The sequence below is a fragment of the Phyllobacterium brassicacearum genome (genome assembly GCF_003010955.1).
GTDB classification, from domain to species: domain Bacteria; phylum Pseudomonadota; class Alphaproteobacteria; order Rhizobiales; family Rhizobiaceae; genus Phyllobacterium; species Phyllobacterium brassicacearum.
Genome location: NZ_PGGO01000015.1, coordinates 98,389 through 117,937 on the forward strand (window position 1 = coordinate 98,389; position 19,549 = coordinate 117,937).

Below are 19,549 nucleotides of genomic sequence, written 5' to 3' on the forward strand. Positions count from 1 at the left end.
AGCGAAAAAAGTAATATTCCGGCGACAATGCGCCGCTCTTTGACTGCTATCCGTTGCCTGGTCAGAACCATTTCACCCGCGCTCGGTCCGACCCATTCTCCGCTCCACCCAGCGCAGCCCGAGCGACAGGCTGATCGTCAGGATCAGATAGACATAGGCAACGACGGAATAGGTCTCGAAGAAGCGGAAGGAGCCGGACGCATAGACCTTGCCCATCTGCGTCACGTCGACAACACCAAGCACGGATACCAGCGAGGTATCCTTCACCATCGAGATGAAATCATTGCCATAGGGCGGAAGGATCGTGCGGATGGCCTGCGGCATGATGATGAGACGAAAGCGTTGAAATCGCTTCAGCCCGACTGCCTTGGCGGCTTCGATCTGGCCCTTGTCGACGGACTGGATTCCGGCACGGAAGATTTCGGCAAGGAAGGCTGCATAGGCAAGCATGAGCGCGATGATGGCGCGCCAGAGCAGCGAAAAGTCCCGGACCATCATAGGCTCGAAGATCCCGGCGCTCTGCAAGGGCTGGGTGAGGAAATTCCACAGGGCAACAACAGCCGGTGCACCGACGAAGGCAATATAGAACAGAAGCACGAGGAGGGGGATGCCGCGTACGATCTCGACATAGAACCGTGCAACCTGCCGCACGGCGATATGGTCAGACAGGCTCATTACCGCCAGAAGCAGGCCGAATGCCGAAGCCAGAAAGAACGCGAGAAGCGAAACCCAGACAGTAATCCAGATGCCCTGGGACACCGTGGCAAAGACCTGCCCGTAAATGGGGCTGACAAGGATTGCGATTCCGAGAACAATGGCAATGGCCACAGCAACAAGCAGCCACCATGGGAAATCCTTCTTCTCCGAAGGTTTCCTTTTCTGAGCGTTGTCCGTCAGCTTACTGGCCAAGCTTGTAATCAAGGAACCATTTCTTGTTGAGCGACTCGAATGTGCCATCGGCCTTCAGAGCGGCGATCGCAGCATTGACCGGTGCCACCAGATCCGAGCCCTTCGGGAAGATAAAGCCGAAATCCTCCGCACCGAGCGGTCCGCCAATCAGCTTCAAAGCGCCGTCCGATGCATCGACATAGCCCTTGCCGGCCGTACTGTCAGTGAGGACAAGATCGACATCTCCAGTCTTCAGGGCCTGGATGGTCGCGCCGAAGGTTTCGAACAGCTTGATGCGCGGGTTCTGCTCATTGCCGTCAAGAACATTATAGACCGCGACGTAGAAATTGGTCGTGCCCGGCTGCGCGCCGACAAGCGTATCCTTGGTTTCAGCGAAACTCTTTGCGTCGGTGAAGCGTTTTTCATCGCTGCGCACCAGCATGAACTGTTCGGAACGCATGTATGGTTCCGAGAATTCGACCTTCTGCTTGCGCTCGTCATTGATAGTGATGCCGGTCATACCGACCTGATACTGGTTGTCCGAAACCGCCTGGATCATCGCATCCCAGCTCGTGTTGAGATACTCAACCTTGAAGTTCAGCCGCTTGGCGATCTCGTTCATCGCATCATACTCCCACCCGACCGGCTTGCCGGTCTTGGGATCAACGAACTGCAAGGGCGGGTAGGCATTCTCCGTCACAACCGTGACCTGCTTGCCGCCAAGATCGGGGAGGTCGGCGGCCAAAGCGGATATTGGCGTCACGGCGAGCATCAGCCCGGCCAAAAGAATCGATCGCACGTTCATCTCAAACCCCTGTCACGTGGTTGCGTCGGCAACAGATTTCACCTTGTCACCGGCGCGTCAATCCCCCTGCTCCCCACAAGGGGAGGGCAAATGCAGCAAACAAAAAAAGGCGGCCCGGAGACCGCCTTTTTCAGAACTGATACGAACTGTGCTTATTCAGCAGCAGGTGCCTTGGCAACAGTTGCTTCCGTTACGACCTCGGCTGCGCCGGTGGCCGGAACAACAGTCTTGCCCTTGCGGTTGTCTTTCTTTTCGGCAATACGGGCTGCCTTGCCGGTCAGGCCGCGCAGGTAATAGAGCTTGGCGCGACGAACCTTGCCGCGGCGAACGACTTCAACGCCTTCAACGAGTGGGGAAATGACCGGGAATACGCGCTCGACGCCTTCGCCGTAGGAAATCTTGCGAACTGTGAAGTTCTCGTTGATGCCAGCGCCATTACGGGCAATACAAACGCCTTCATAGGCCTGCACGCGGGTACGGGTACCTTCCGTCACGCGGACATTGACACGAACCGTGTCGCCGGGGCGGAAATCCGGAAGGGTGCGCTTTGCTTCGATCTTTGCTCTTTGCTCCAAATCGAGCTGACGAATAATTTCGACGGTCATCGTCTTCATCCTTTTCTTGTCTTCTCGAACAGTCAGAGCGCTCGACACTTGGCACGCAGCAATTCTAGCCGCATTTCTATGCCTCCGGTGGAGGCAGGAGCGAATTCACCATTCATTGATTAATGGCCATTGATAATGGACTTGGGTTTTCCCGAGTTGGCGGGCTGATACACCATAAAAGCCACTTTGTCACGTCTGGCAGCGATTCTTTTTGCCCGCTCATTTTTCTTGCGGGGTCTTGTGGACTTCCCAGAGGTCGGGGCGTCTCTCCCGCGTCAGACGCTCGGCTTCCGCCCGCCGCCATTTGTCGATGGCACCGTGATTGCCGGAGAGCAGCACATCCGGAATGCGCCGGCCCTCCCATTCCTGGGGTTTGGTATAATGCGGGTGTTCGAGCAGACCGGTTTCAAAGCTCTCGGTTTCTCCGGAAAGCACATTGCCCATGACGCCGGGCAGGAGCCGGACGATGGCATCGAGAACGACGATCGCCGCGGTTTCGCCGCCTGAGAGGATATAGTCGCCGATGGAGATTTCTTCAAAACCCCTCGCCTCGATCAATCGTTCGTCGACCCCTTCGAAGCGTCCGCAAAGCACAATCGCACCGGGACCCGAGCTAAGTTCGCGCACGCGTGCCTGACTGAGCGGCTTGCCGCGTGGACTCATGAACAATTTCGGCCGACTGTCAGCAACATGATCGACTGCACGGGCCAGCACATCCGGCTTCATCACCATGCCCGCTCCGCCGCCAGCCGGCGTGTCGTCGACCATGCGGTGTTTGTCAGTCGCAAAATCGCGGATTTGCACCGTCTCCAGCGACCAAGCTCCATCCTGCAACGCCTTGCCGGCAAGGGAAATGCCGAGCGGTCCCGGAAACATTTCCGGATAGAGCGTCAGCACCGTTGCGCGAAAACCGCCTTCTGGCGTTGTCATGGCCGATTCTTCCCGCCGCCTTCGCCGCCAAGCTGACGGCGGCGCTCCTCATCCTCGTTCTCGTCAGCAATGAGACCGGCCGCAGCAGGATCAATGACAATATGTCCCGCCTTGACGTCGACATGCGGCACGGCGGCCTGCGTGAACGGGATCAACATGGGACGCTTGCCCGGAATTGTCAGCTCGAGGAGATCGCCGCCACCAAAGTCGAACATGGCGGATACCTTGCCGTGGCGCTTGCCTTCCGCATCGATCGCCTCGAGGCCGATCAGGTCGGAATGATAATATTCGTCCTCGTCCAGATCCTGCGGCAGTTGCGATCGGTCGATGAACAGGGTCGTCCCGTTCAGTGCCTCAGCCATATTGCGGTCGTTCACGCCGCGGAAGCGCACGACGACAACCGTCTTGGCCGGACGGATATCCAGAACCTCGAAAGCCCTGCCCGTTACGTCGTAAAGCATGCCATAATCGCCGAGCGCCATCGGATCGCCGGTAAAGGTTTTCACCCTGAGTTCGCCGCGCGTTCCATGCGCCGCGCCGATTACCGCCAACTGTACCGGATCATTTAACTTCGCCATGGGTTTTTCCATTTTCATGCATTCAGCCCGAATTAGAGCAAAGCGCGAGCAAAACCAAGGCTGAAACGTTCTCGTAAGGAGTCCTGTGCCAGGGTTGCCGTCTAGAATCGAGGAATGATGCCATGGGCGTGCAGCCGCAGACCGAACAATTTCTGGTTTCCGCCAAAGCCGACCTGATCGAAGCGCGCGAAAACTGGCTAAAGTCGCTGAAGAACACAAGGCGCCTGGCCGCGAACACGCTGGAGGCCTATGAGCGGGACACGCGCCAGTTCTTCCAGTTTCTCACCGGTCACCTCGGCGAACCTCCCGCCTTGACGGACGTGGCTACGTTGCGCATCGCCGATCTGCGTTCCTTTCTGGCGCGCAGGCGCAATGATGGCGCAGGCGCACGGACGCTTGGCCGTGGACTTGCTGGCATACGTTCCTTCCTGCGCCATCTGGAAAAACAGGGCATGGCGAACGCAGCGGCATCGATCGCCATGCGCGCACCGCGCCAGCCAAAGTCGCTGCCAAAGCCGCTGACCTTGGTGGATGCGAGGCGCGTGGTCGAAACAGGCGAGCAATTGAATGAGCAACCATGGATTGCCGCGCGCAATGCCGCCGTGCTCACCCTGCTTTACGGGTGCGGCCTGCGCATCTCCGAGGCGCTCGGCCTTGATGGCGGCTCTCTTACCGACCCTGAAGCCCGCTCGATTGCAATCACGGGCAAGGGCGGAAAGACCCGGATGGTGCCGCTGCTGCCGGTGGTGCACAGGGCTGTCGCTGAGTATCGCAAACTCTGCCCCTACACGCTTGATGAAGGCAAGCCGCTGTTTCGAGGCGCACGCGGCGGCGAGCTGCACTCGGCCATCATTCAGCGTGACATGCAGCGCATGCGCGGCGCGCTCGGTCTTCCGGACACCGCGACCCCCCACGCGTTGCGGCATTCTTTCGCCACGCACCTGCTTGGCCGCGGCGGTGACCTGCGCACGATCCAGGAACTGCTCGGCCACGCGAGCCTGTCGACCACGCAGGTCTATACCGGCGTCGATACGGAACGATTGATGGAAATCTACGACAAGGCGCATCCCCGCGCCTGAACCCGCATGAATTTCATACTGTAGACAATTTGCTGGCAGAGAGTAACGCTTTCTCCGCAGGCGCACGGATAGAACCTCGTTATGAACGACAAAGACATTTTCCCTGCTCTCGACCGTATCGCCGACGGCATTCTGCGGCTCTGCCTGGCTCTGAGCTGGCTGTTGGTCGCCTCATTTCTCGCGGTCGCTTTCAGCGCCACGCGCATTCGGGCGCAGGAGATCGGCTGCGGCGGTCACGATCTGATCGCCGACATGGCAAAGTCCGACCCGGCAAAGCTGGAAGCACTGCGCAAGGAGGCCGCTGAAACCATCAACGGGAAGGGATTGCTTTGGAAAATTGAAAAAACCGGCGTGAAGCCGTCATACCTGTTCGGAACGATGCACCTGACCGATCCTCGCGTGCTCAAACTCTCCGAGGCGGCCGAAACAGCCTATGAAGGGGCAGACACAATTGTCATCGAGACAGAAGAAGTGCTTGACCCCAAGGCGCCCATGAAGGTGATGGCCGAAACGCCGGATCTCATGATGTTTACGGACGGCACGACGCTGGATAAGCTCATCCCCAAAGACAAGCTTGAGACTGTCAAGACTGCCCTTTCCGAGCGCGGTATTTCCCTTGCAGCGGTCAACCGCATGCAGCCCTGGATGCTGACAAGCATGCTTGCCATGCCAGCCTGTGAACTGGCACGCAAGAAGGAAGGAAAGAACTTCCTCGATATCAAGCTGGCCGAGGAGGCAAGAAACCACGGCAAACAGATCGCCGGACTTGAGACCATCAAGGACCAGCTCGGAGCCATGGCGTCGCTCCCGACGCAATTTCACATCGACGGCCTGATCGAAACGCTGACACTGGGGCCGAAACTGCCGGACGTCTTCGAAACGATGACTGTTCTCTACACGCAAGGTGATATCGGCATGATCTTCCCGCTTATGCGCTCGGTATCCCCCGATGGCACCGAAAGCGGCCAGAATTACGCGGAATTCGAAGAGAAGATGATCAATACTCGCAACCGGACCATGGCGGAGCGTGCCGCCCCGATTATCGACAGGGGCAATGCATTCGTTGCGGTGGGCGCCCTACATCTTCCGGGCGAGCAAGGTCTTGTCTCACTGTTGAAAAACAAGGGATATACAATCACGGCCCATTGATCGAGTACGCAAGTATTTAACCGCAAGTCGGACGTAAAACTGCATACCACTATCAATCATACCTCTGCATTTGTTGGATGTTCTGGAACAAACCGGTGAAATGGCCGTTGTTGATTTATCCTTGTGCAAAGGAATGTCACGGAGGACACGAAATGACCTATGATCCAAACTTGCAGCAGCGGCCGATGGAGTCCGATCCGACTAATCCGAAATCCACTGTGATCAAGTCTGGCGGTGGCGGCAGCGGTTTTCTGATCGCCGGCATTCTTATCGCGGCGCTGGTAGTGGGAAGTTACTATTACTTCAACCGTGGTGGCAGTGAAATGACCGCTCCAACGCCGCCAGCTCCGACGAGCGAGGCACCGGCTCCGGCAACGCCACCGGCACCTGACGCAATGGCACCTGCGCCGACAGCTCCGGCTCCAGCCGAGCCTGCCCCGGCACCGTCTACGGCGCCTGCACCGACAACCCCGGCTCCCGCACAGTAATCATTAACGCATGAGCCGAAACAAAAAGGCCCGAGAGATCTCGGGCCTTTTTCACGTGCAATCGCTGGCGGATTACATATGGATCGGCTTGGCGAAGGTAGCGAGTGCTGCCTCGCGCACGGCTTCCGACATCGTCGGGTGCGCATGTGTCGTGCGTGCCAGGTCCTCCGACGACCCACCGAATTCCATTAAGACGGTCGCCTCATGGATCATTTCGCCAGCGCCATAACCGAGAATGTGAACACCGAGGACGCGGTCAGTCGCCTTGTCAGCCAGAATCTTGACGAAACCGTCTGTGTGCAACATGGCGCGCGCACGGCCATTGGCCGTGAACGGAAATTTGCCGGCTTTGTATTCGATGCCGGCCGCTTTCAGTTCTTCCTCGGACTTGCCGACAGACGCCACTTCCGGCTGCGTGTACACGACATTCGGGATGGCATCGTAATTGACATGTCCGGCCTGGCCGGCAAGGATTTCGGCAACGGCAATACCCTCATCTTCCGCCTTGTGCGCCAGCATCGGGCCGTCGACCACATCGCCAATGGCGTAAATTCCTGGAACGTTGGTTTGCCAATGATCATTGATGGCGACGCGGCCGCGATCGTCCACAGCTACACCGGCTTCCTTAAGGCCAAGCGCATCGGTATAGGGTCTGCGCCCCGTGGAGACGAGCACCACGTCGGCATCAATCGTCTGGGCTCCGCCCCCCTTGACCGGTTCGAAGGTAACCTTGGCGTCCTTGCCGGATTTTTCCACACCGGTGACTTTGGCGCCCATCTTGAACTCGATACCCTGCTTTTCCAGCATCCGCTGGAACTGCCTCGAAACTTCGCCGTCCATCGATCCAAGGATCTTGTCCAGATATTCGACAACAGTCACTTTAGACCCAAGGCGGCTCCAGACCGAGCCGAGTTCGAGCCCGATGACGCCACCGCCAACGACGACGAGACGTTCCGGCACCTTCTGGAATTCGAGTGCTCCGGTCGAGGAAACGATGACCTTCTCGTCAAATTCGACCTTGACGCCGGGGATGCTCGCGACGTCGGAACCGGTTGCAATGACAATGTTCTTTGCCTCGATCTCCTGCACGGACCCATCATCGGCAGTCACGGAAACCTTGCCGGCGCTCAACACTTTGCCAGTGCCGATAAACGCGTCGATCTTGTTCTTCTTGAACAGGAACGCGACGCCGTTGACGTTGGCTTCCACTGTTGCGTCCTTATGGGCCAGCATAGCCTTCAGGTTGAGCTTGGGTGTGCCGACGTCGACGCCAAGCGTGGCGTGCGAATGACCGGCCTCGTGGAACACTTCTGAAGCGTGAAGCATCGCCTTTGAAGGAATGCAGCCAATGTTCAGGCAAGTCCCGCCGAATGTTGCGCGCTTCTCGATCACTGCGGTCTTCAAGCCAAGCTGCGCGGCCTTGATCGCGCACACATAGCCACCCGGACCTGTTCCGATGACGACGACATCATAAGCCATAATTCAATCCTTCTTTTGGGGAGCTCACGCGAAATTACTGTTCGGGTATGCATTCTTTGAAACGGAAGACTTCCCAGGGGAAAGTCTCGATGGGTTTTTCGAGTTTGAAGTTGAAGCCGCTGATGGAGCTGGCAAAGCCCGGCAAGAGTATAGCCTGCGCCGCCGGCTCCTTGGCCTTGGGCAGGAGGTCGGCGTCCGCACCCTCCGTCAGGGCGTAGATGACGCCTCGCCATACCGTGCATTGTTCAAGTTCATCACCGGTGACATCCCCGGTCGGGCACCTGTACATGATGATGCCGTTGGGGCGGGGCACACTGTCACTCCACATCACCACGCCATCCATTTTCAGATCGCTGCCATTCATCTGGAGCGAGAATTCGTTGGATGTCATCACCGGCAGGTTTTCCGGCACGGTTATGAAGGTGAGTGTATAGGCGTCATCCCGATCCGCATAAATGGCGCGGTCCTGTGTGCAGGCAGCAAAGGCTGGCGCTGCCACGAATGAAGCCGCGGCCATCAGCGTAGTGACGGCAAATACGAAATGGGAACGGGCGCAAGCAGCCATCGGATTTTCTAACTCGCCTGCTGGGTGGCAAGCTTGACACCAAGCCCTATGAACACAACGCCTGTGACGCGGTTGAACCAGCGTCCCCAGGCAACAAAGCGGTCGCGCACGGATTGCATGGTGAAGAATACGGAAACAGCGATGAACCATGATATGAGCGCTGTCGACATGACCACGCCGTAACCGGCCTGGACCAGGATGGGTGTTTCGTGACTGACCAGTGCCGAAAACAGCGACAGGAAGAACAGCACAGCTTTCGGATTCAGTGCGTTCGTGACGAACCCCATCAGGAAACAGCGCAGGCCGGAGAGCTGCCGGGTCGGCTTGCTTTCTGCCACCCCGGCTGGAGCTTCTGGCGCCGGGGCCCGCAACGCCTTGACGCCAAGATAGAACAGATAGGCGGCCCCCGCCCATTTGAGCATGCTGAAGAGGTAGAGGGATTTTGATACGATAAGCCCGAGTCCCAGCACGGTATAGCTGATATGGAACAGCAGTGATGCGCCGATGCCGAAGCTGGTGATGATGGCGCTGCGTCGTCCGTACACAATGCTTTGCCGGACGACGAGCGCGAAATCAGCACCCGGCGATACGATCATGATCGAAAACACCGCCATGAGGCCGAGCAGCTCGTAGAAATATTGCGACATGCCTATGCTCCGGGCGCCGCTTCACCGAGCGGTGCATTGAACGCCCAGACATGGCCAAATGGATCCCTCACGCGTCCATAACGCGCGTTCCAGAAGGTATCTTCAATGGGCATGATGAGTGTTGCACCCGCCTTGACCGCGCGGTCGACTGCCTGGTCAACATCAGCAGCCTTCGGCAAGTTGATGTCGATCGCAACGCTCGCGCCGCCGCGGCTGACCGGCGACAAAACATCGCCGCCAAACTCCTGAAACTCGTCATGCATCATGATCGTGCCACCAAACAGTGACAGATTGGCGTGCAGAACGCGTTTTCCGTCCTCGGTCATCTGCTTGAACGTTTTCGTGGCGCCGAAAGCCTCTTCATAAAAAGCGATGGCTTCGAGACCCCCCTTAACGCAGATGTGGGGTTCGACAGGTGGGAAATGAGGTACATCAGCCATTTTGCTTTGCCTTTCATCGTATGCCGGCAATTCAATCGACGGCAGATTATTGATACGAGACATCACAACCAACCAAACACACATTTTACTCTGGCCGTTGGCCGAGACTATGCGATTTCAGTTCGATGTACCACGGGGCCGCGTCAGCCACAGCCCCGCTAATTGACGGCATGTATTACAGATCGAGAACGAGGCGTTCGGGATCCTCCAGGCTTTCCTTGACGCGAACGAGGAAAGTAACCGCTTCCTTGCCGTCAACGATGCGGTGATCGTAGCTGAGCGCAAGATACATCATCGGACGGATAACGATCTGTCCACCGACGACAACCGGGCGATCCTGGATCTTGTGCATGCCAAGAATACCGGACTGCGGCGCATTCAGGATAGGCGAGGACATGAGAGAGCCATAGACACCGCCATTGGAGATGGTGAAGGTGCCGCCCTGCATATCCGCCATGGAAAGCGCACCATCGCGTGCGGCTCTGCCGAGACGGCCGATTTCCTTTTCGATCTCGGCGATCGACATCTGGTCGGCATTGCGTACGACCGGGACAACGAGGCCCTTGTCCGTACCGACGGCGACGCCAACATGGGCAAAATTCTTGTAGATGATGTCCGTGCCGTCGATTTCCGCGTTAACCGCAGGAATTTCCTTCAGTGCATGGGTGACTGCCTTGGTGAAGAAGCCCATGAAGCCAAGCTTCACGCCATGCTTCTTCTCGAAGATGTCCTTGTAGCGGTTGCGCAAATCCATCACTGCCGACATGTCCACCTCATTGTAGGTGGTCAGCATGGCAGCGCTGTTTTGTGCATCCTTGAGGCGTTTTGCGATCGTCAGACGCAAACGGGTCATCTTCACCCGCTCCTCGCGCGAAGCATCGTCGGTTGAGGATGCAGGGCGTGCGACAGCTGCCGGCGCCTCGGTAGCTGGTGCGGGGATGCCCTTGGCAACGGCATCGAGCACATCCCCCTTGAGGACCTGACCGCGTTTGCCCGAACCTTCGACCTGCGATGGGGATACACCCTTTTCGGCCAAGAGCTTGGAGGCAGCGGGTGATGCCGGCATTTCACTGGGTTTGCGCTCGGCAATCGCCGGCTCACCGGCAACTTCGGCGGTCTTTGTCGCGGCTTCTGAAGTCGTCGCAGCGGCCGCGGCGCCCGATGCCTGGGCTACAGCTTCCGGCTTTGCCTCCTGCTTTGCCGGGGCGGCTGCCGCGCCATCGCCCGACCCGATCATACCGAGCAAAGCGCCAACCTCGACCGTATCACCTTCCTTGGCGGTGATTTCAGCGAGCGATCCGGCAGCTGCTGCCGGAACCTCAATCGTTACCTTGTCAGTCTCAAGCTCAACCAGAGGTTCGTCAACGGCAATGACCTCGCCGACCTTTTTGAACCACTTGCCAATGGTCGCTTCGGAAACGGATTCGCCCAGCGTTGGGACGCGTATTTCGGTTGCCATGTTCTTAGCTCTCGTTGATCTGTCTAATTATGAACCCAGAGCATCTTCAAGGAATGCTTCGAGCTGTGCAAGGTGTTTGGACATCAGGCCGGTTGCGGTTGATGCGGCCGCAGGACGTCCGGTGTAACGGACGCGCTGATGCTTTGCATCGATATGCGCCAGGACCCATTCCAGATAGGGATCGATAAAGGCCCAGGCGCCCATGTTCTTGGGCTCCTCCTGACACCAGACCATTTCCGCATTCCGGAAGCGGGAGAGCTCGGTGATCAGGGCCTTTGCCGGGAATGGATAAAGCTGCTCGACACGCAGGAGATAGACGTCGTCGATACCGCGCTTCTCGCGCTCCTCGTAAAGGTCGTAATAGACCTTGCCCGAGCATAGGACCACGCGGCGGATCTTCGAATCCTTCTGCAGCTTGATCGGCTGATCCTTCAACAATTGTGCATCGTCCCACAGCAAGCGGTGGAACGAGGAATCCCCCGTGAATTCGCCGATCGAAGAAACCGCGCGCTTGTGGCGCAGCAACGATTTCGGCGTCATCAGGATCAGCGGCTTGCGGAAGTCACGCTTCATCTGGCGGCGCAGGATGTGGAAGAGGTTGGCAGGCGTCGTGCAGTTCGCGACCTGCATGTTGTCTTCCGCACAAAGCTGCAGATAGCGCTCAAGACGGGCCGAGGAATGTTCCGGTCCCTGGCCCTCATAGCCATGCGGCAAGAGGCAGACGAGACCGGACATACGCAGCCACTTGCGCTCGCCGGAGGAGATAAACTGGTCGAAGATGACCTGCGCCCCATTGGCGAAATCGCCGAACTGCGCTTCCCACAAGGTCAGGGCGCGTGGGTCGGACAGCGAGTAGCCATATTCGAAGCCGAGCACGGCTTCTTCAGAAAGCATCGAGTTGATGACTTCGTAAAGCGCCTGGCCCTTCTGCAGGTTGTTGAGCGGGATATAGCGTTGTTCGGTATCCTGGTCGTAGAGCACCGAATGACGCTGGCTGAACGTGCCGCGCTCGACATCCTGACCGGACAGACGCACCGGATGGCCCTCGGTAACGAGCGAACCGAATGCCAGGGCTTCCGCCGTCGCCCAATCGAAACCTTCGCCGGTCTCGATCATCTTGGCGCGATTGTCCTGGAAACGTTGGATGGTACGGTGAACATTGAGGCCAGCCGGAACTTCGGCAAGCTTCTTGCCGATTTCCTTGAGCGTCTTTACCGGCAGTCCGGTCTTGCCGCGGCGCTGCTCATCGGCATTGTCCGCCGTGCGCAAACCGCTCCAGGCGCCATCCAGCCAATCGGCCTTGTTCGGCTTGTAAGCCTGGCCCGCTTCGAACTCCTGCTCGAGATTCTCTCGCCAAGCGGCGCGCATCTTTTCGAGTTCGGCCTCGTTGATGAGCCCCTCCTCGATCAGCTTGGTCGAATAGAGCTGGACCGTGGTCTTCTGGCTGCGGATCGTCTTGTACATGATCGGCTGCGTGAATGCCGGCTCATCGCCTTCATTGTGACCGAACCGGCGATAGCAGAACATGTCGATGACGACCGGCTTGTGGAACGTCATGCGGTACTCGGTGGCAATCTTTGCCACGTAGACCACAGCTTCCGGATCATCGCCATTGACGTGGAAGATCGGCGCCTCGATCATCTTCGCCACGTCGGAAGGATAGGGCGAGGAACGCGAGAAACGCGGATTGGTGGTGAACCCGATCTGGTTGTTGATGATGAAATGCACAGTACCGGCAACACGGTGTCCGCGCAGACCGGAGAGACCCAGACATTCCGCGACCACACCCTGGCCGGCAAAGGCGGCATCGCCGTGCAGGAGCAGCGGCATGACCTTCGAACGCTCGGACAAAGGTACGATCTCGTCACGCTCGCGGCCGGCGAGCAGATCCTGCTTCGCACGTGCCTTGCCCATGACCACCGGATTGACGATTTCGAGATGCGACGGGTTGGCAGTCAGCGACAAGTGAACCTTGTTGCCGTCGAACTCGCGATCCGACGAGGCACCGAGATGGTACTTCACGTCGCCGGAACCTTCGACGTCGTCCGGCGTGTAGGAGCCGCCCTTGAACTCATGGAAAATGGCGCGATGCGGCTTGCGCATGAACTGGCTGAGCACGTTCAGACGGCCGCGATGCGCCATGCCGAGGACGATTTCCTTGAGGCCCATGGAACCGCCACGCTTGACGATCTGCTCCAGTGCCGGAATGAGCGACTCGCCACCGTCCAGACCAAAGCGCTTGGTGCCCTTGTATTTGACGTCGATGAACTGCTCAAAGCCTTCCGCTTCGATCAACTTCGACAGGATTGCCCTCTTGCCTTCCGCGGTGAAGGCGACACCCTTGTCGGGACCTTCGATGCGCTCCTGGATCCAGGACTTCTCTACCGGATCAGAAATGTGCATGAACTCGACGCCGATGGTCGAACAATAGGTGCGCTTGAGGATATCGAGCATCTGCGGGATCGTCGCATACTCGAGGCCCAGCACATTATCGATGAAGATCTTTCGGTCGTAATCGGCCGGCGAGAAGCCATAGCTCTCCGGTGAGAGCTCGTTATAGTCTTCCTTTACTTCCGCAAGCCCGAGCGGATCGAGCTTGGCATGCAGGTGGCCACGCATGCGATAGGCGCGGATCATCATGATCGCGCGGACGGAATCGCGCGCTGCATGAATGATATCTGCGTCGGATGCGGTCACTGCGGGAGCTGCAACACCGTTCGCCGCGGCGGCGCCGTTTGCGCTCTTGGCCTTCAGCTTGTCGGTGATGTGCTTTTCGACTTCGCCCCAATTGCCATCGAGTGCCGAGACGAGTTCGCCGTTGCCCGCGATAGGCCAGTTCGGCTTCTCCCACGACGCGCCCTTGGCGTTCTTGAGAACATCCTCCTTGGGGTCGTTCAGATTGGCGAAGAATTCCTGCCATTCGGGACCGACCGATGCCGGATCTTTCTCATAGCTCGCGTGTAGTTCCTCGATATAGTGGGCATTGCCACCATAGAGAAACGAGGTGAGCGCAAAAATGTCGTTGGCCTGTTCTTGACGTGCCATGATTGTGACCGGAGCCCGCGCTCCGTCTCCCTTGATGAGAGTTCACCGGCTCAACCGGAGACACTCTGGCTTGAGGCCCGCTTGGCCCCGTGGATTGGTCGGGGCGGCAACCGCCCCGATCCATGTCTGTTATGTCGATCTTAGCCCTTGAGGACTTCGACCAATGTCTTGCCAAGCTGCGCAGGCGACGGCGACACGCGGATACCCGCAGCTTCCATGGCCGCGATCTTGTCTTCCGCACCACCCTTGCCACCGGAAATGACGGCACCGGCATGGCCCATCGTGCGTCCGGGAGGAGCCGTGCGTCCGGCGATGAAACCGGCCATCGGCTTCTTGCGGCCACGCTTTGCTTCGTCGGCAAGGAACTGCGCTGCATCTTCTTCGGCCGAGCCACCGATTTCACCGATCATGATGATCGATTTCGTCGCTTCGTCGGCAAGGAACATTTCCAGTACATCAATGAATTCCGTGCCCTTCACAGGATCGCCGCCGATACCGACAGCGGTGGTCTGGCCAAGGCCTTCATTGGTGGTCTGGAACACAGCTTCATAGGTAAGTGTTCCGGAGCGGGATACAACACCCACGGAACCCTTCTTGAAGATGTTACCCGGCATAATGCCGATCTTGCATTCTTCCGGTGTCAGCACGCCCGGGCAGTTCGGGCCGATCAGACGCGATGTGGAGCGGTCAAGGCGAGCCTTGACCCTCACCATGTCCATGACCGGGATACCCTCAGTGATGCAGATGATCAGCGGAATTTCCGCGTCGATCGCCTCGATAATGGCTTCTGCGGCGCCTGCTGGCGGAACATAGATCACAGAGGCATTGGCGCCGGTGCGGTCCCTGCCTTCGGCAACGGAGGCGAAAATCGGGAGCTGGGCGTTCGAACCGGTCGGCAGCTTGCCGTCCCAGGTCTCACCACCCTTTTTCGGATGGATACCGCCGACCATCTGCGTGCCGTAATAGGCCAGAGCCTGTTCGGTATGGAATGTACCGGTCTTGCCGGTCAGGCCCTGAACGAGAACCTTGGTGTCTTTGTTGACGAGAATAGACATGCCTTAGTTTCCCTTCACGGCCTTGACGATCTTCTGCGCGGCGTCATCGAGATCATCGGCGGAGACGACATTGAGGCCGCTTTCATTGATGATCTTCTTGCCGAGTACAGCATTGGTGCCTTCGAGACGAACGACCAGCGGAACCTTGAGGCCGACTTCCTTGACAGCTGCGATCACGCCTTCGGCAATGACGTCACACTTCATGATGCCGCCGAAAATATTGATCAGGATGCCTTCGACCGCAGGATCGGCAGTGATGATCTTGAATGCTGCCGTTACCTTCTCCTTGCTGGCTCCGCCGCCAACGTCGAGGAAGTTAGCCGGCTCAGCACCATACAACTTGATGATATCCATCGTTGCCATGGCGAGACCGGCGCCATTGACCATGCAGCCGATATTGCCGTCGAGGGCGACATAGGCGAGATCATATTTCGATGCTTCGATTTCTTTGTCGTCTTCTTCCGTCACGTCCCGCAGCTCGACCACGTCCGGATGACGGAACAGTGCATTGCCGTCGAATGATACCTTGGCGTCGAGTACGCGCAGACGGCCATCCTTCATGACGATCAGCGGGTTGACCTCGAGCAGGCTCATATCCTTCTCGGTGAAGGCCTTGTAGAGGATCGGGAACAGCACTTCCCCGTCCTTCCGCGCTTCGCCGGTGAGGCCGTAGGCGTCATTGATCTTCGCGGTGTCTTCGGCGGTTACACCGTTTTCCGGATCAATCGCCACGGTCAGGATCTTTTCCGGCGTGTCATGGGCGACCGCTTCGATGTCCATGCCGCCTTCCGTGGAAACAACAAAGGCCGGGCGGCCAACAGAACGGTCGACGAGGATCGACAGATACAGCTCGCGCTCGATGTCGGCGCCGTCTTCGATATAAAGGCGATTGACCTGCTTGCCCGCCGGGCCGGTCTGCTTCGTCACAAGCGTGTTGCCCAGCATTTCCTTGGCGTTGGCGACGACTTCCTCGACCGACCGCGACAGGCGAACGCCGCCCTTCGCATCGGGGCCGAGTTCCTTAAACTTGCCCTTGCCGCGACCACCAGCATGAATCTGGCTCTTGACCACATAGAGGGGTCCGGGGAGCGTCTTTGCCCACTCTTCCGCCTGTTCGACCGAGTAGACGGCGACGCCATTGGCAATCGGCGCACCAAAACTGTGCAGCAGACGCTTGGCCTGGTATTCGTGAATATTCATTATCTAATTTCCTTTACGAAGAATCCTGGCAAGCATGGTCAGGATCGTTTCAGGATGAATTCAGGCCGGATTACTTGAGGTTCGGCGCGATGGCGATGCAGGCTTCGCAAAGACCGGCGACAGAAGCGACGGAATTTTCGAAGGCCTTTTCTTCGGTTTTGTTGAGGTCGATTTCGATGATGCGCTCGACACCGCCTGCGCCAATCACGACCGGCACGCCGACATACATGTCCTTGACGCCATATTGGCCCGAGAGGTGAGCCGCGACTGGCAGCACGCGCTTCTTGTCTTTCAGGAAAGCCTCGGCCATCTGAACTGCCGAGGACGCAGGCGCATAGAACGCAGAGCCGGTTTTCAGCAAGCCGACGATCTCGGCGCCACCATCGCGGGTGCGCTGGACGATCTGGTCGAGCTTCTCCTGGCTGGTCCATCCCATCTTGACCAGATCCGGCAGAGGGATGCCGGCAACGGTCGAGTAGCGGGTGAGCGGTACCATGGAATCGCCGTGGCCGCCGAGAACGAAGGCCGTGACATCCTCAACGGAGACTTTGAACTCGTCAGCAAGGAAATAACGGAAGCGTGCGCTATCGAGAATGCCGGCCATGCCGACAACCATGTTCTTCGGCAGGCCGGAGAACTTCTGCAGTGCCCAGACCATGGCGTCTAGCGGATTGGTGATGCAGATCACGAAAGCGCCGGGGGCGTACTTCTTTATGCCCGCGCCAACCTGCTCCATGACCTTGAGGTTGATGCCGAGAAGGTCATCGCGGCTCATGCCCGGCTTGCGCGGTACGCCTGCAGTAACGATGACAACATCCGCGCCCTCAATAGCCGAATAGTCATTGGCGCCGACGAGCTTCGCGTCGAAATCGTCAACAGGCGACGACTGGGCGATGTCCAGTCCCTTGCCCTGCGGTATGCCTTCTGCGATGTCGAAAAGCACGATGTCACCGAGCTCCTTGAGCCCGATCAAATGTGCAAGCGTTCCACCGATCATGCCTGAACCGATGAGGGCGATTTTGTTACGTGCCATGCTGGTTGCTTCCCTGATCTGAAGTCTTGACGGACGCCAAAGAACATATTCGATAGTCGGACCGCCAGACGGCAAACCTCACACCACATGCCTTCGCGTTGGGACGTTCGAATATTCCCCTTTGCAAAATAACTCAACCGAAAATTTTCGCCTCAATAAATTCAATCGTTTAGATTTAATGGGATTTACGTAAACGTCAAATATTTCGAATAGCAGCAATGCAAAAGTCTACTAATTCTACCATAAACAACATATCAAATTGATGAAAATATGGAGGTCTGCAAGACCCAAAAACCACACGTTCAGCCCTCGGCGGAACGCGCCTCTGCGACTGGACTGAGCTTGCCGGTTACGGCCAGATACTCTTCGCTCTGCATCTCAAAAAGCCGCGACGCCGTCCGGTCAAATTCGAACGCCTCGGTTCCCGACTTCGCCGCATAAAGCTTGTCCGGAGACGCGGTCGCAGAGATCACAAGATGGACGTTTTGGTCATATAGAATGTCGATCAGGATGATGAACCGCTTGGCCTCATTCCGCCTTGGATAATCCAGGATCGGCACGGCATCGATGAAGATGGTTCGGTAATGCTGGACAATCGCGGTGTAATCTGCAGCACCGAGCGGCTTGGAACAGAGATCCGCGAACGTAAAGCGAGCTGCGGCCGTATGTGGCGCGGCCTGCGGGATAAGCACGGTGTGGCCTTTCACCTTCAAGCTATCCTGCACCACGATGGCTCCGCTCGTTGCTGCGTGCCAGGCCTCGTTCATCAACCGGTCAGTTTCTTCATTCAGAGGTGAAAGATAAACCGGCAAACGGTTCAGCTTCTCCAGGCGGTAATCTGTGCGGGCGTCGAGATTGACGACATCCACATGCGTTTTCAGGAGCTCTACGAACGGCAGGAAAAGCTGGCGATTGAGTCCGTCGCGATAAAGATCGTCTGGCTGGACATTTGAGGTGGCGACGAGCACAACGCCGCGCTCGAAAAGCGCACGGAACAGCCGTGACAGGATCATTGCGTCAGCAATATCCGTCACAGTAAATTCATCGAAACACAAAACCCACGCCTGTTCCGCCAGCGCGTCGGCTACGGGCGGTATGGGATCATCCTGCTTGGTCTCACCGTTTTTCAATGCCTGGCGGTGAGCATTGATGCGCTCGTGCACATCGGCCATGAAATCAAGAAAATGCGCGCGGCGCTTGCGTTTGGCCGGCACGAGCTGGTGAAACATATCCATCAGCATCGTCTTGCCGCGCCCGACCTCACCGTGAATGTAGAGACCCTTGATGATCTCGCGACGCGGCGCACGGCGACTGAACAACCAGCCCAGCGCACTTGACTTGGTGGCGAGCCGCGTTGTCGCGAGCTCCCGGATCAGCAGATCAAAACGGTCAGCCAGCTGCTGTTGTGCCGGATCCACATCAATATCCCCTGCCTGCACGAGCGCATCGTAGCGCTCGCGCACGGAGGGGAAGACTTTCAGATTATCGTGCGACAATACAGTCTCCGGGCGCGCTTAAGAAAAGCGCGCTCCTTGTTTAGCGTGACAGGCTTAGATTCTGCCCGCCTGATGTCTGGCCGTCGAACTTGGACGGCGCCGACGAATAGAGGCGCGCGACAGTGCCGCCAGCAGCGTCGTAAAGGACAAGCTGCTTACCGCTGACCGCCCATGACGAAAGGTTGGCAAGCTCACCCGGGCAGCGTAGCGGACCCGCACGGTACCCCTGGCCGAACTTTGTCTGTGGCGTTGCAATCTTGCAGCTCTGTCCACCCATCGATGCATTCCAGACGCCGGCGACACTGCTGGCCGTAAGGTCCGGAGCGTTTGCCGGTGGCAAGGCCGCGACCTGGGTATTGCCTTGTGTGCCCGGTGCCGCGGTGCCCGTCGTTGGGGCGGTCGGGAACTGATTGGCACCGCCGGGTGGCGGCAACTGGCTCTGGCTGACTGCGCCCGAGGGCGCGGCCTGAAGTGGCGCGGGTGCGGTCGAGACGGGGTCCATTCGTGAACTCTGGCATCCCGCCATCACCATGCCGACAGCGGCAACGGTCAGCAAATTGACTTTCAAAGTCCCCATAACCTCAGTTCTCCATCTGCGCATCCATGTG

At 58.1% G+C, this 19,549-nt stretch carries 19 protein-coding genes; 3 read left to right on the plus strand and 16 right to left on the minus strand.

Annotated elements, in window-relative coordinates:
- Positions 1 to 72 precede the first annotated feature (72 nt).
- The 5 genes from CU102_RS19050 to rimM all read right to left on the minus strand — a co-directional run bounded on the left by CU102_RS19050 (position 73) and on the right by rimM (position 3,806).
- Positions 73 to 909, minus strand: coding sequence for an amino acid ABC transporter permease (locus CU102_RS19050; protein ID WP_245425415.1), 837 nt, complete (start codon positions 907 to 909; stop codon positions 73 to 75).
- Positions 899 to 1,693, minus strand: coding sequence for a transporter substrate-binding domain-containing protein (locus CU102_RS19055; protein WP_106712680.1), 795 nt, complete (start codon positions 1,691 to 1,693; stop codon positions 899 to 901). Before CU102_RS19055 ends, CU102_RS19050 begins: the two co-directional genes overlap by 11 nt.
- A gap of 152 nt (positions 1,694 to 1,845) precedes the next feature.
- Entirely contained in the window at positions 1,846 to 2,298 is a 453-nt protein-coding gene (gene rplS / locus CU102_RS19060; protein WP_106712739.1) for a 50S ribosomal protein L19, read from the minus strand.
- Positions 2,299 to 2,517: 219 nt separating this feature from the next.
- On the minus strand, positions 2,518 to 3,228 hold the full coding sequence (gene trmD, locus CU102_RS19065) for a tRNA (guanosine(37)-N1)-methyltransferase TrmD (protein ID WP_106712681.1): 711 nt from the start codon (positions 3,226 to 3,228) through the stop codon (positions 2,518 to 2,520).
- Positions 3,225 to 3,806, minus strand: a complete 582-nt coding sequence (gene rimM / locus CU102_RS19070) for a ribosome maturation factor RimM (RefSeq protein ID WP_106712740.1) — start codon at positions 3,804 to 3,806, stop codon at positions 3,225 to 3,227. Before rimM ends, trmD begins: the two co-directional genes overlap by 4 nt.
- Before the next feature lie 122 nt (positions 3,807 to 3,928).
- Between rimM and CU102_RS19075 the strand changes: the two genes are divergently transcribed.
- The 3 genes from CU102_RS19075 to CU102_RS19085 all read left to right on the plus strand — a co-directional run bounded on the left by CU102_RS19075 (position 3,929) and on the right by CU102_RS19085 (position 6,522).
- Positions 3,929 to 4,885, plus strand: a complete 957-nt coding sequence (locus CU102_RS19075; protein WP_106712682.1) for a tyrosine recombinase XerC — start codon at positions 3,929 to 3,931, stop codon at positions 4,883 to 4,885.
- A gap of 81 nt (positions 4,886 to 4,966) precedes the next feature.
- Entirely contained in the window at positions 4,967 to 6,034 is a 1,068-nt protein-coding gene (locus CU102_RS19080) for a TraB/GumN family protein (RefSeq protein WP_106712683.1), read from the plus strand.
- A gap of 152 nt (positions 6,035 to 6,186) precedes the next feature.
- Positions 6,187 to 6,522: a hypothetical protein gene (locus CU102_RS19085; protein ID WP_208113854.1), complete on the plus strand. Its 336-nt coding sequence runs from the start codon at positions 6,187 to 6,189 to the stop codon at positions 6,520 to 6,522.
- Between the two features lie 72 nt (positions 6,523 to 6,594).
- Here CU102_RS19085 and lpdA read toward each other — a convergent pair whose 3' ends face one another.
- The 11 genes from lpdA to CU102_RS19140 all read right to left on the minus strand — a co-directional run bounded on the left by lpdA (position 6,595) and on the right by CU102_RS19140 (position 19,518).
- Positions 6,595 to 8,001, minus strand: a complete 1,407-nt coding sequence (gene lpdA, locus CU102_RS19090) for a dihydrolipoyl dehydrogenase (protein WP_106712684.1) — start codon at positions 7,999 to 8,001, stop codon at positions 6,595 to 6,597.
- 34 nt (positions 8,002 to 8,035) lie between these two features.
- Positions 8,036 to 8,566, minus strand: coding sequence for a hypothetical protein (locus CU102_RS19095; RefSeq protein WP_133624618.1), 531 nt, complete (start codon positions 8,564 to 8,566; stop codon positions 8,036 to 8,038).
- An 8-nt stretch (positions 8,567 to 8,574) separates the two neighbouring features.
- Positions 8,575 to 9,213, minus strand: coding sequence for a LysE family translocator (locus CU102_RS19100; RefSeq protein ID WP_106712686.1), 639 nt, complete (start codon positions 9,211 to 9,213; stop codon positions 8,575 to 8,577).
- A gap of 2 nt (positions 9,214 to 9,215) precedes the next feature.
- Positions 9,216 to 9,653 (minus strand): VOC family protein, encoded by a 438-nt coding sequence (locus CU102_RS19105; protein WP_106712742.1) that lies wholly within the window; start codon positions 9,651 to 9,653, stop codon positions 9,216 to 9,218.
- 175 nt (positions 9,654 to 9,828) lie between these two features.
- On the minus strand, positions 9,829 to 11,112 hold the full coding sequence (gene odhB / locus CU102_RS19110) for a 2-oxoglutarate dehydrogenase complex dihydrolipoyllysine-residue succinyltransferase (protein ID WP_106712687.1): 1,284 nt from the start codon (positions 11,110 to 11,112) through the stop codon (positions 9,829 to 9,831).
- Positions 11,113 to 11,139: 27 nt separating this feature from the next.
- On the minus strand, positions 11,140 to 14,157 hold the full coding sequence (locus CU102_RS19115) for a 2-oxoglutarate dehydrogenase E1 component (RefSeq protein ID WP_106712688.1): 3,018 nt from the start codon (positions 14,155 to 14,157) through the stop codon (positions 11,140 to 11,142).
- Between the two features lie 140 nt (positions 14,158 to 14,297).
- Positions 14,298 to 15,212: a succinate--CoA ligase subunit alpha gene (gene sucD, locus CU102_RS19120; RefSeq protein ID WP_106712689.1), complete on the minus strand. Its 915-nt coding sequence runs from the start codon at positions 15,210 to 15,212 to the stop codon at positions 14,298 to 14,300.
- Positions 15,213 to 15,215: 3 nt separating this feature from the next.
- Positions 15,216 to 16,412, minus strand: coding sequence for an ADP-forming succinate--CoA ligase subunit beta (gene sucC, locus CU102_RS19125; RefSeq protein WP_106712690.1), 1,197 nt, complete (start codon positions 16,410 to 16,412; stop codon positions 15,216 to 15,218).
- A gap of 70 nt (positions 16,413 to 16,482) precedes the next feature.
- Complete coding sequence (gene mdh / locus CU102_RS19130; protein ID WP_106712743.1) at positions 16,483 to 17,445, minus strand: malate dehydrogenase; 963 nt, start codon at positions 17,443 to 17,445, stop codon at positions 16,483 to 16,485.
- A gap of 302 nt (positions 17,446 to 17,747) precedes the next feature.
- Positions 17,748 to 18,941 carry a cell division protein ZapE gene (gene zapE, locus CU102_RS19135; protein ID WP_106712691.1) on the minus strand — a complete coding sequence of 398 codons (1,194 nt, stop codon included), beginning with the start codon at positions 18,939 to 18,941 and terminating at the stop codon, positions 17,748 to 17,750.
- A gap of 40 nt (positions 18,942 to 18,981) precedes the next feature.
- Positions 18,982 to 19,518, minus strand: coding sequence for a protease inhibitor Inh/omp19 family protein (locus tag CU102_RS19140; RefSeq protein ID WP_106712692.1), 537 nt, complete (start codon positions 19,516 to 19,518; stop codon positions 18,982 to 18,984).
- Positions 19,519 to 19,549: the final 31 nt, after the last annotated feature.

Excerpts from the sequence above, each read along its gene's own strand:
- CU102_RS19055 (WP_106712680.1), bottom strand. The coding sequence starts at position 1,693 with ATGAACGTGCGATCGATTCTTTTGGCCGGGCTGATGCTCGCCGTGACG.
- rplS (WP_106712739.1), bottom strand. The coding sequence starts at position 2,298 with ATGACCGTCGAAATTATTCGTCAGCTCGATTTGGAGCAAAGAGCAAAG.
- trmD (WP_106712681.1), bottom strand. The coding sequence starts at position 3,228 with ATGACAACGCCAGAAGGCGGTTTTCGCGCAACGGTGCTGACGCTCTAT.
- rimM (WP_106712740.1), bottom strand. The coding sequence starts at position 3,806 with ATGGCGAAGTTAAATGATCCGGTACAGTTGGCGGTAATCGGCGCGGCG.
- CU102_RS19075 (WP_106712682.1), top strand. The coding sequence starts at position 3,929 with ATGGGCGTGCAGCCGCAGACCGAACAATTTCTGGTTTCCGCCAAAGCC.
- CU102_RS19080 (WP_106712683.1), top strand. The coding sequence starts at position 4,967 with ATGAACGACAAAGACATTTTCCCTGCTCTCGACCGTATCGCCGACGGC.
- CU102_RS19085 (WP_208113854.1), top strand. The coding sequence starts at position 6,187 with ATGACCTATGATCCAAACTTGCAGCAGCGGCCGATGGAGTCCGATCCG.
- lpdA (WP_106712684.1), bottom strand. The coding sequence starts at position 8,001 with ATGGCTTATGATGTCGTCGTCATCGGAACAGGTCCGGGTGGCTATGTG.
- CU102_RS19095 (WP_133624618.1), bottom strand. The coding sequence starts at position 8,566 with ATGGCTGCTTGCGCCCGTTCCCATTTCGTATTTGCCGTCACTACGCTG.
- CU102_RS19100 (WP_106712686.1), bottom strand. The coding sequence starts at position 9,213 with ATGTCGCAATATTTCTACGAGCTGCTCGGCCTCATGGCGGTGTTTTCG.
- CU102_RS19105 (WP_106712742.1), bottom strand. The coding sequence starts at position 9,653 with ATGGCTGATGTACCTCATTTCCCACCTGTCGAACCCCACATCTGCGTT.
- odhB (WP_106712687.1), bottom strand. The coding sequence starts at position 11,112 with ATGGCAACCGAAATACGCGTCCCAACGCTGGGCGAATCCGTTTCCGAA.
- CU102_RS19115 (WP_106712688.1), bottom strand. The coding sequence starts at position 14,157 with ATGGCACGTCAAGAACAGGCCAACGACATTTTTGCGCTCACCTCGTTT.
- sucD (WP_106712689.1), bottom strand. The coding sequence starts at position 15,212 with ATGTCTATTCTCGTCAACAAAGACACCAAGGTTCTCGTTCAGGGCCTG.
- sucC (WP_106712690.1), bottom strand. The coding sequence starts at position 16,412 with ATGAATATTCACGAATACCAGGCCAAGCGTCTGCTGCACAGTTTTGGT.
- mdh (WP_106712743.1), bottom strand. The coding sequence starts at position 17,445 with ATGGCACGTAACAAAATCGCCCTCATCGGTTCAGGCATGATCGGTGGA.
- CU102_RS19140 (WP_106712692.1), bottom strand. The coding sequence starts at position 19,518 with ATGGGGACTTTGAAAGTCAATTTGCTGACCGTTGCCGCTGTCGGCATG.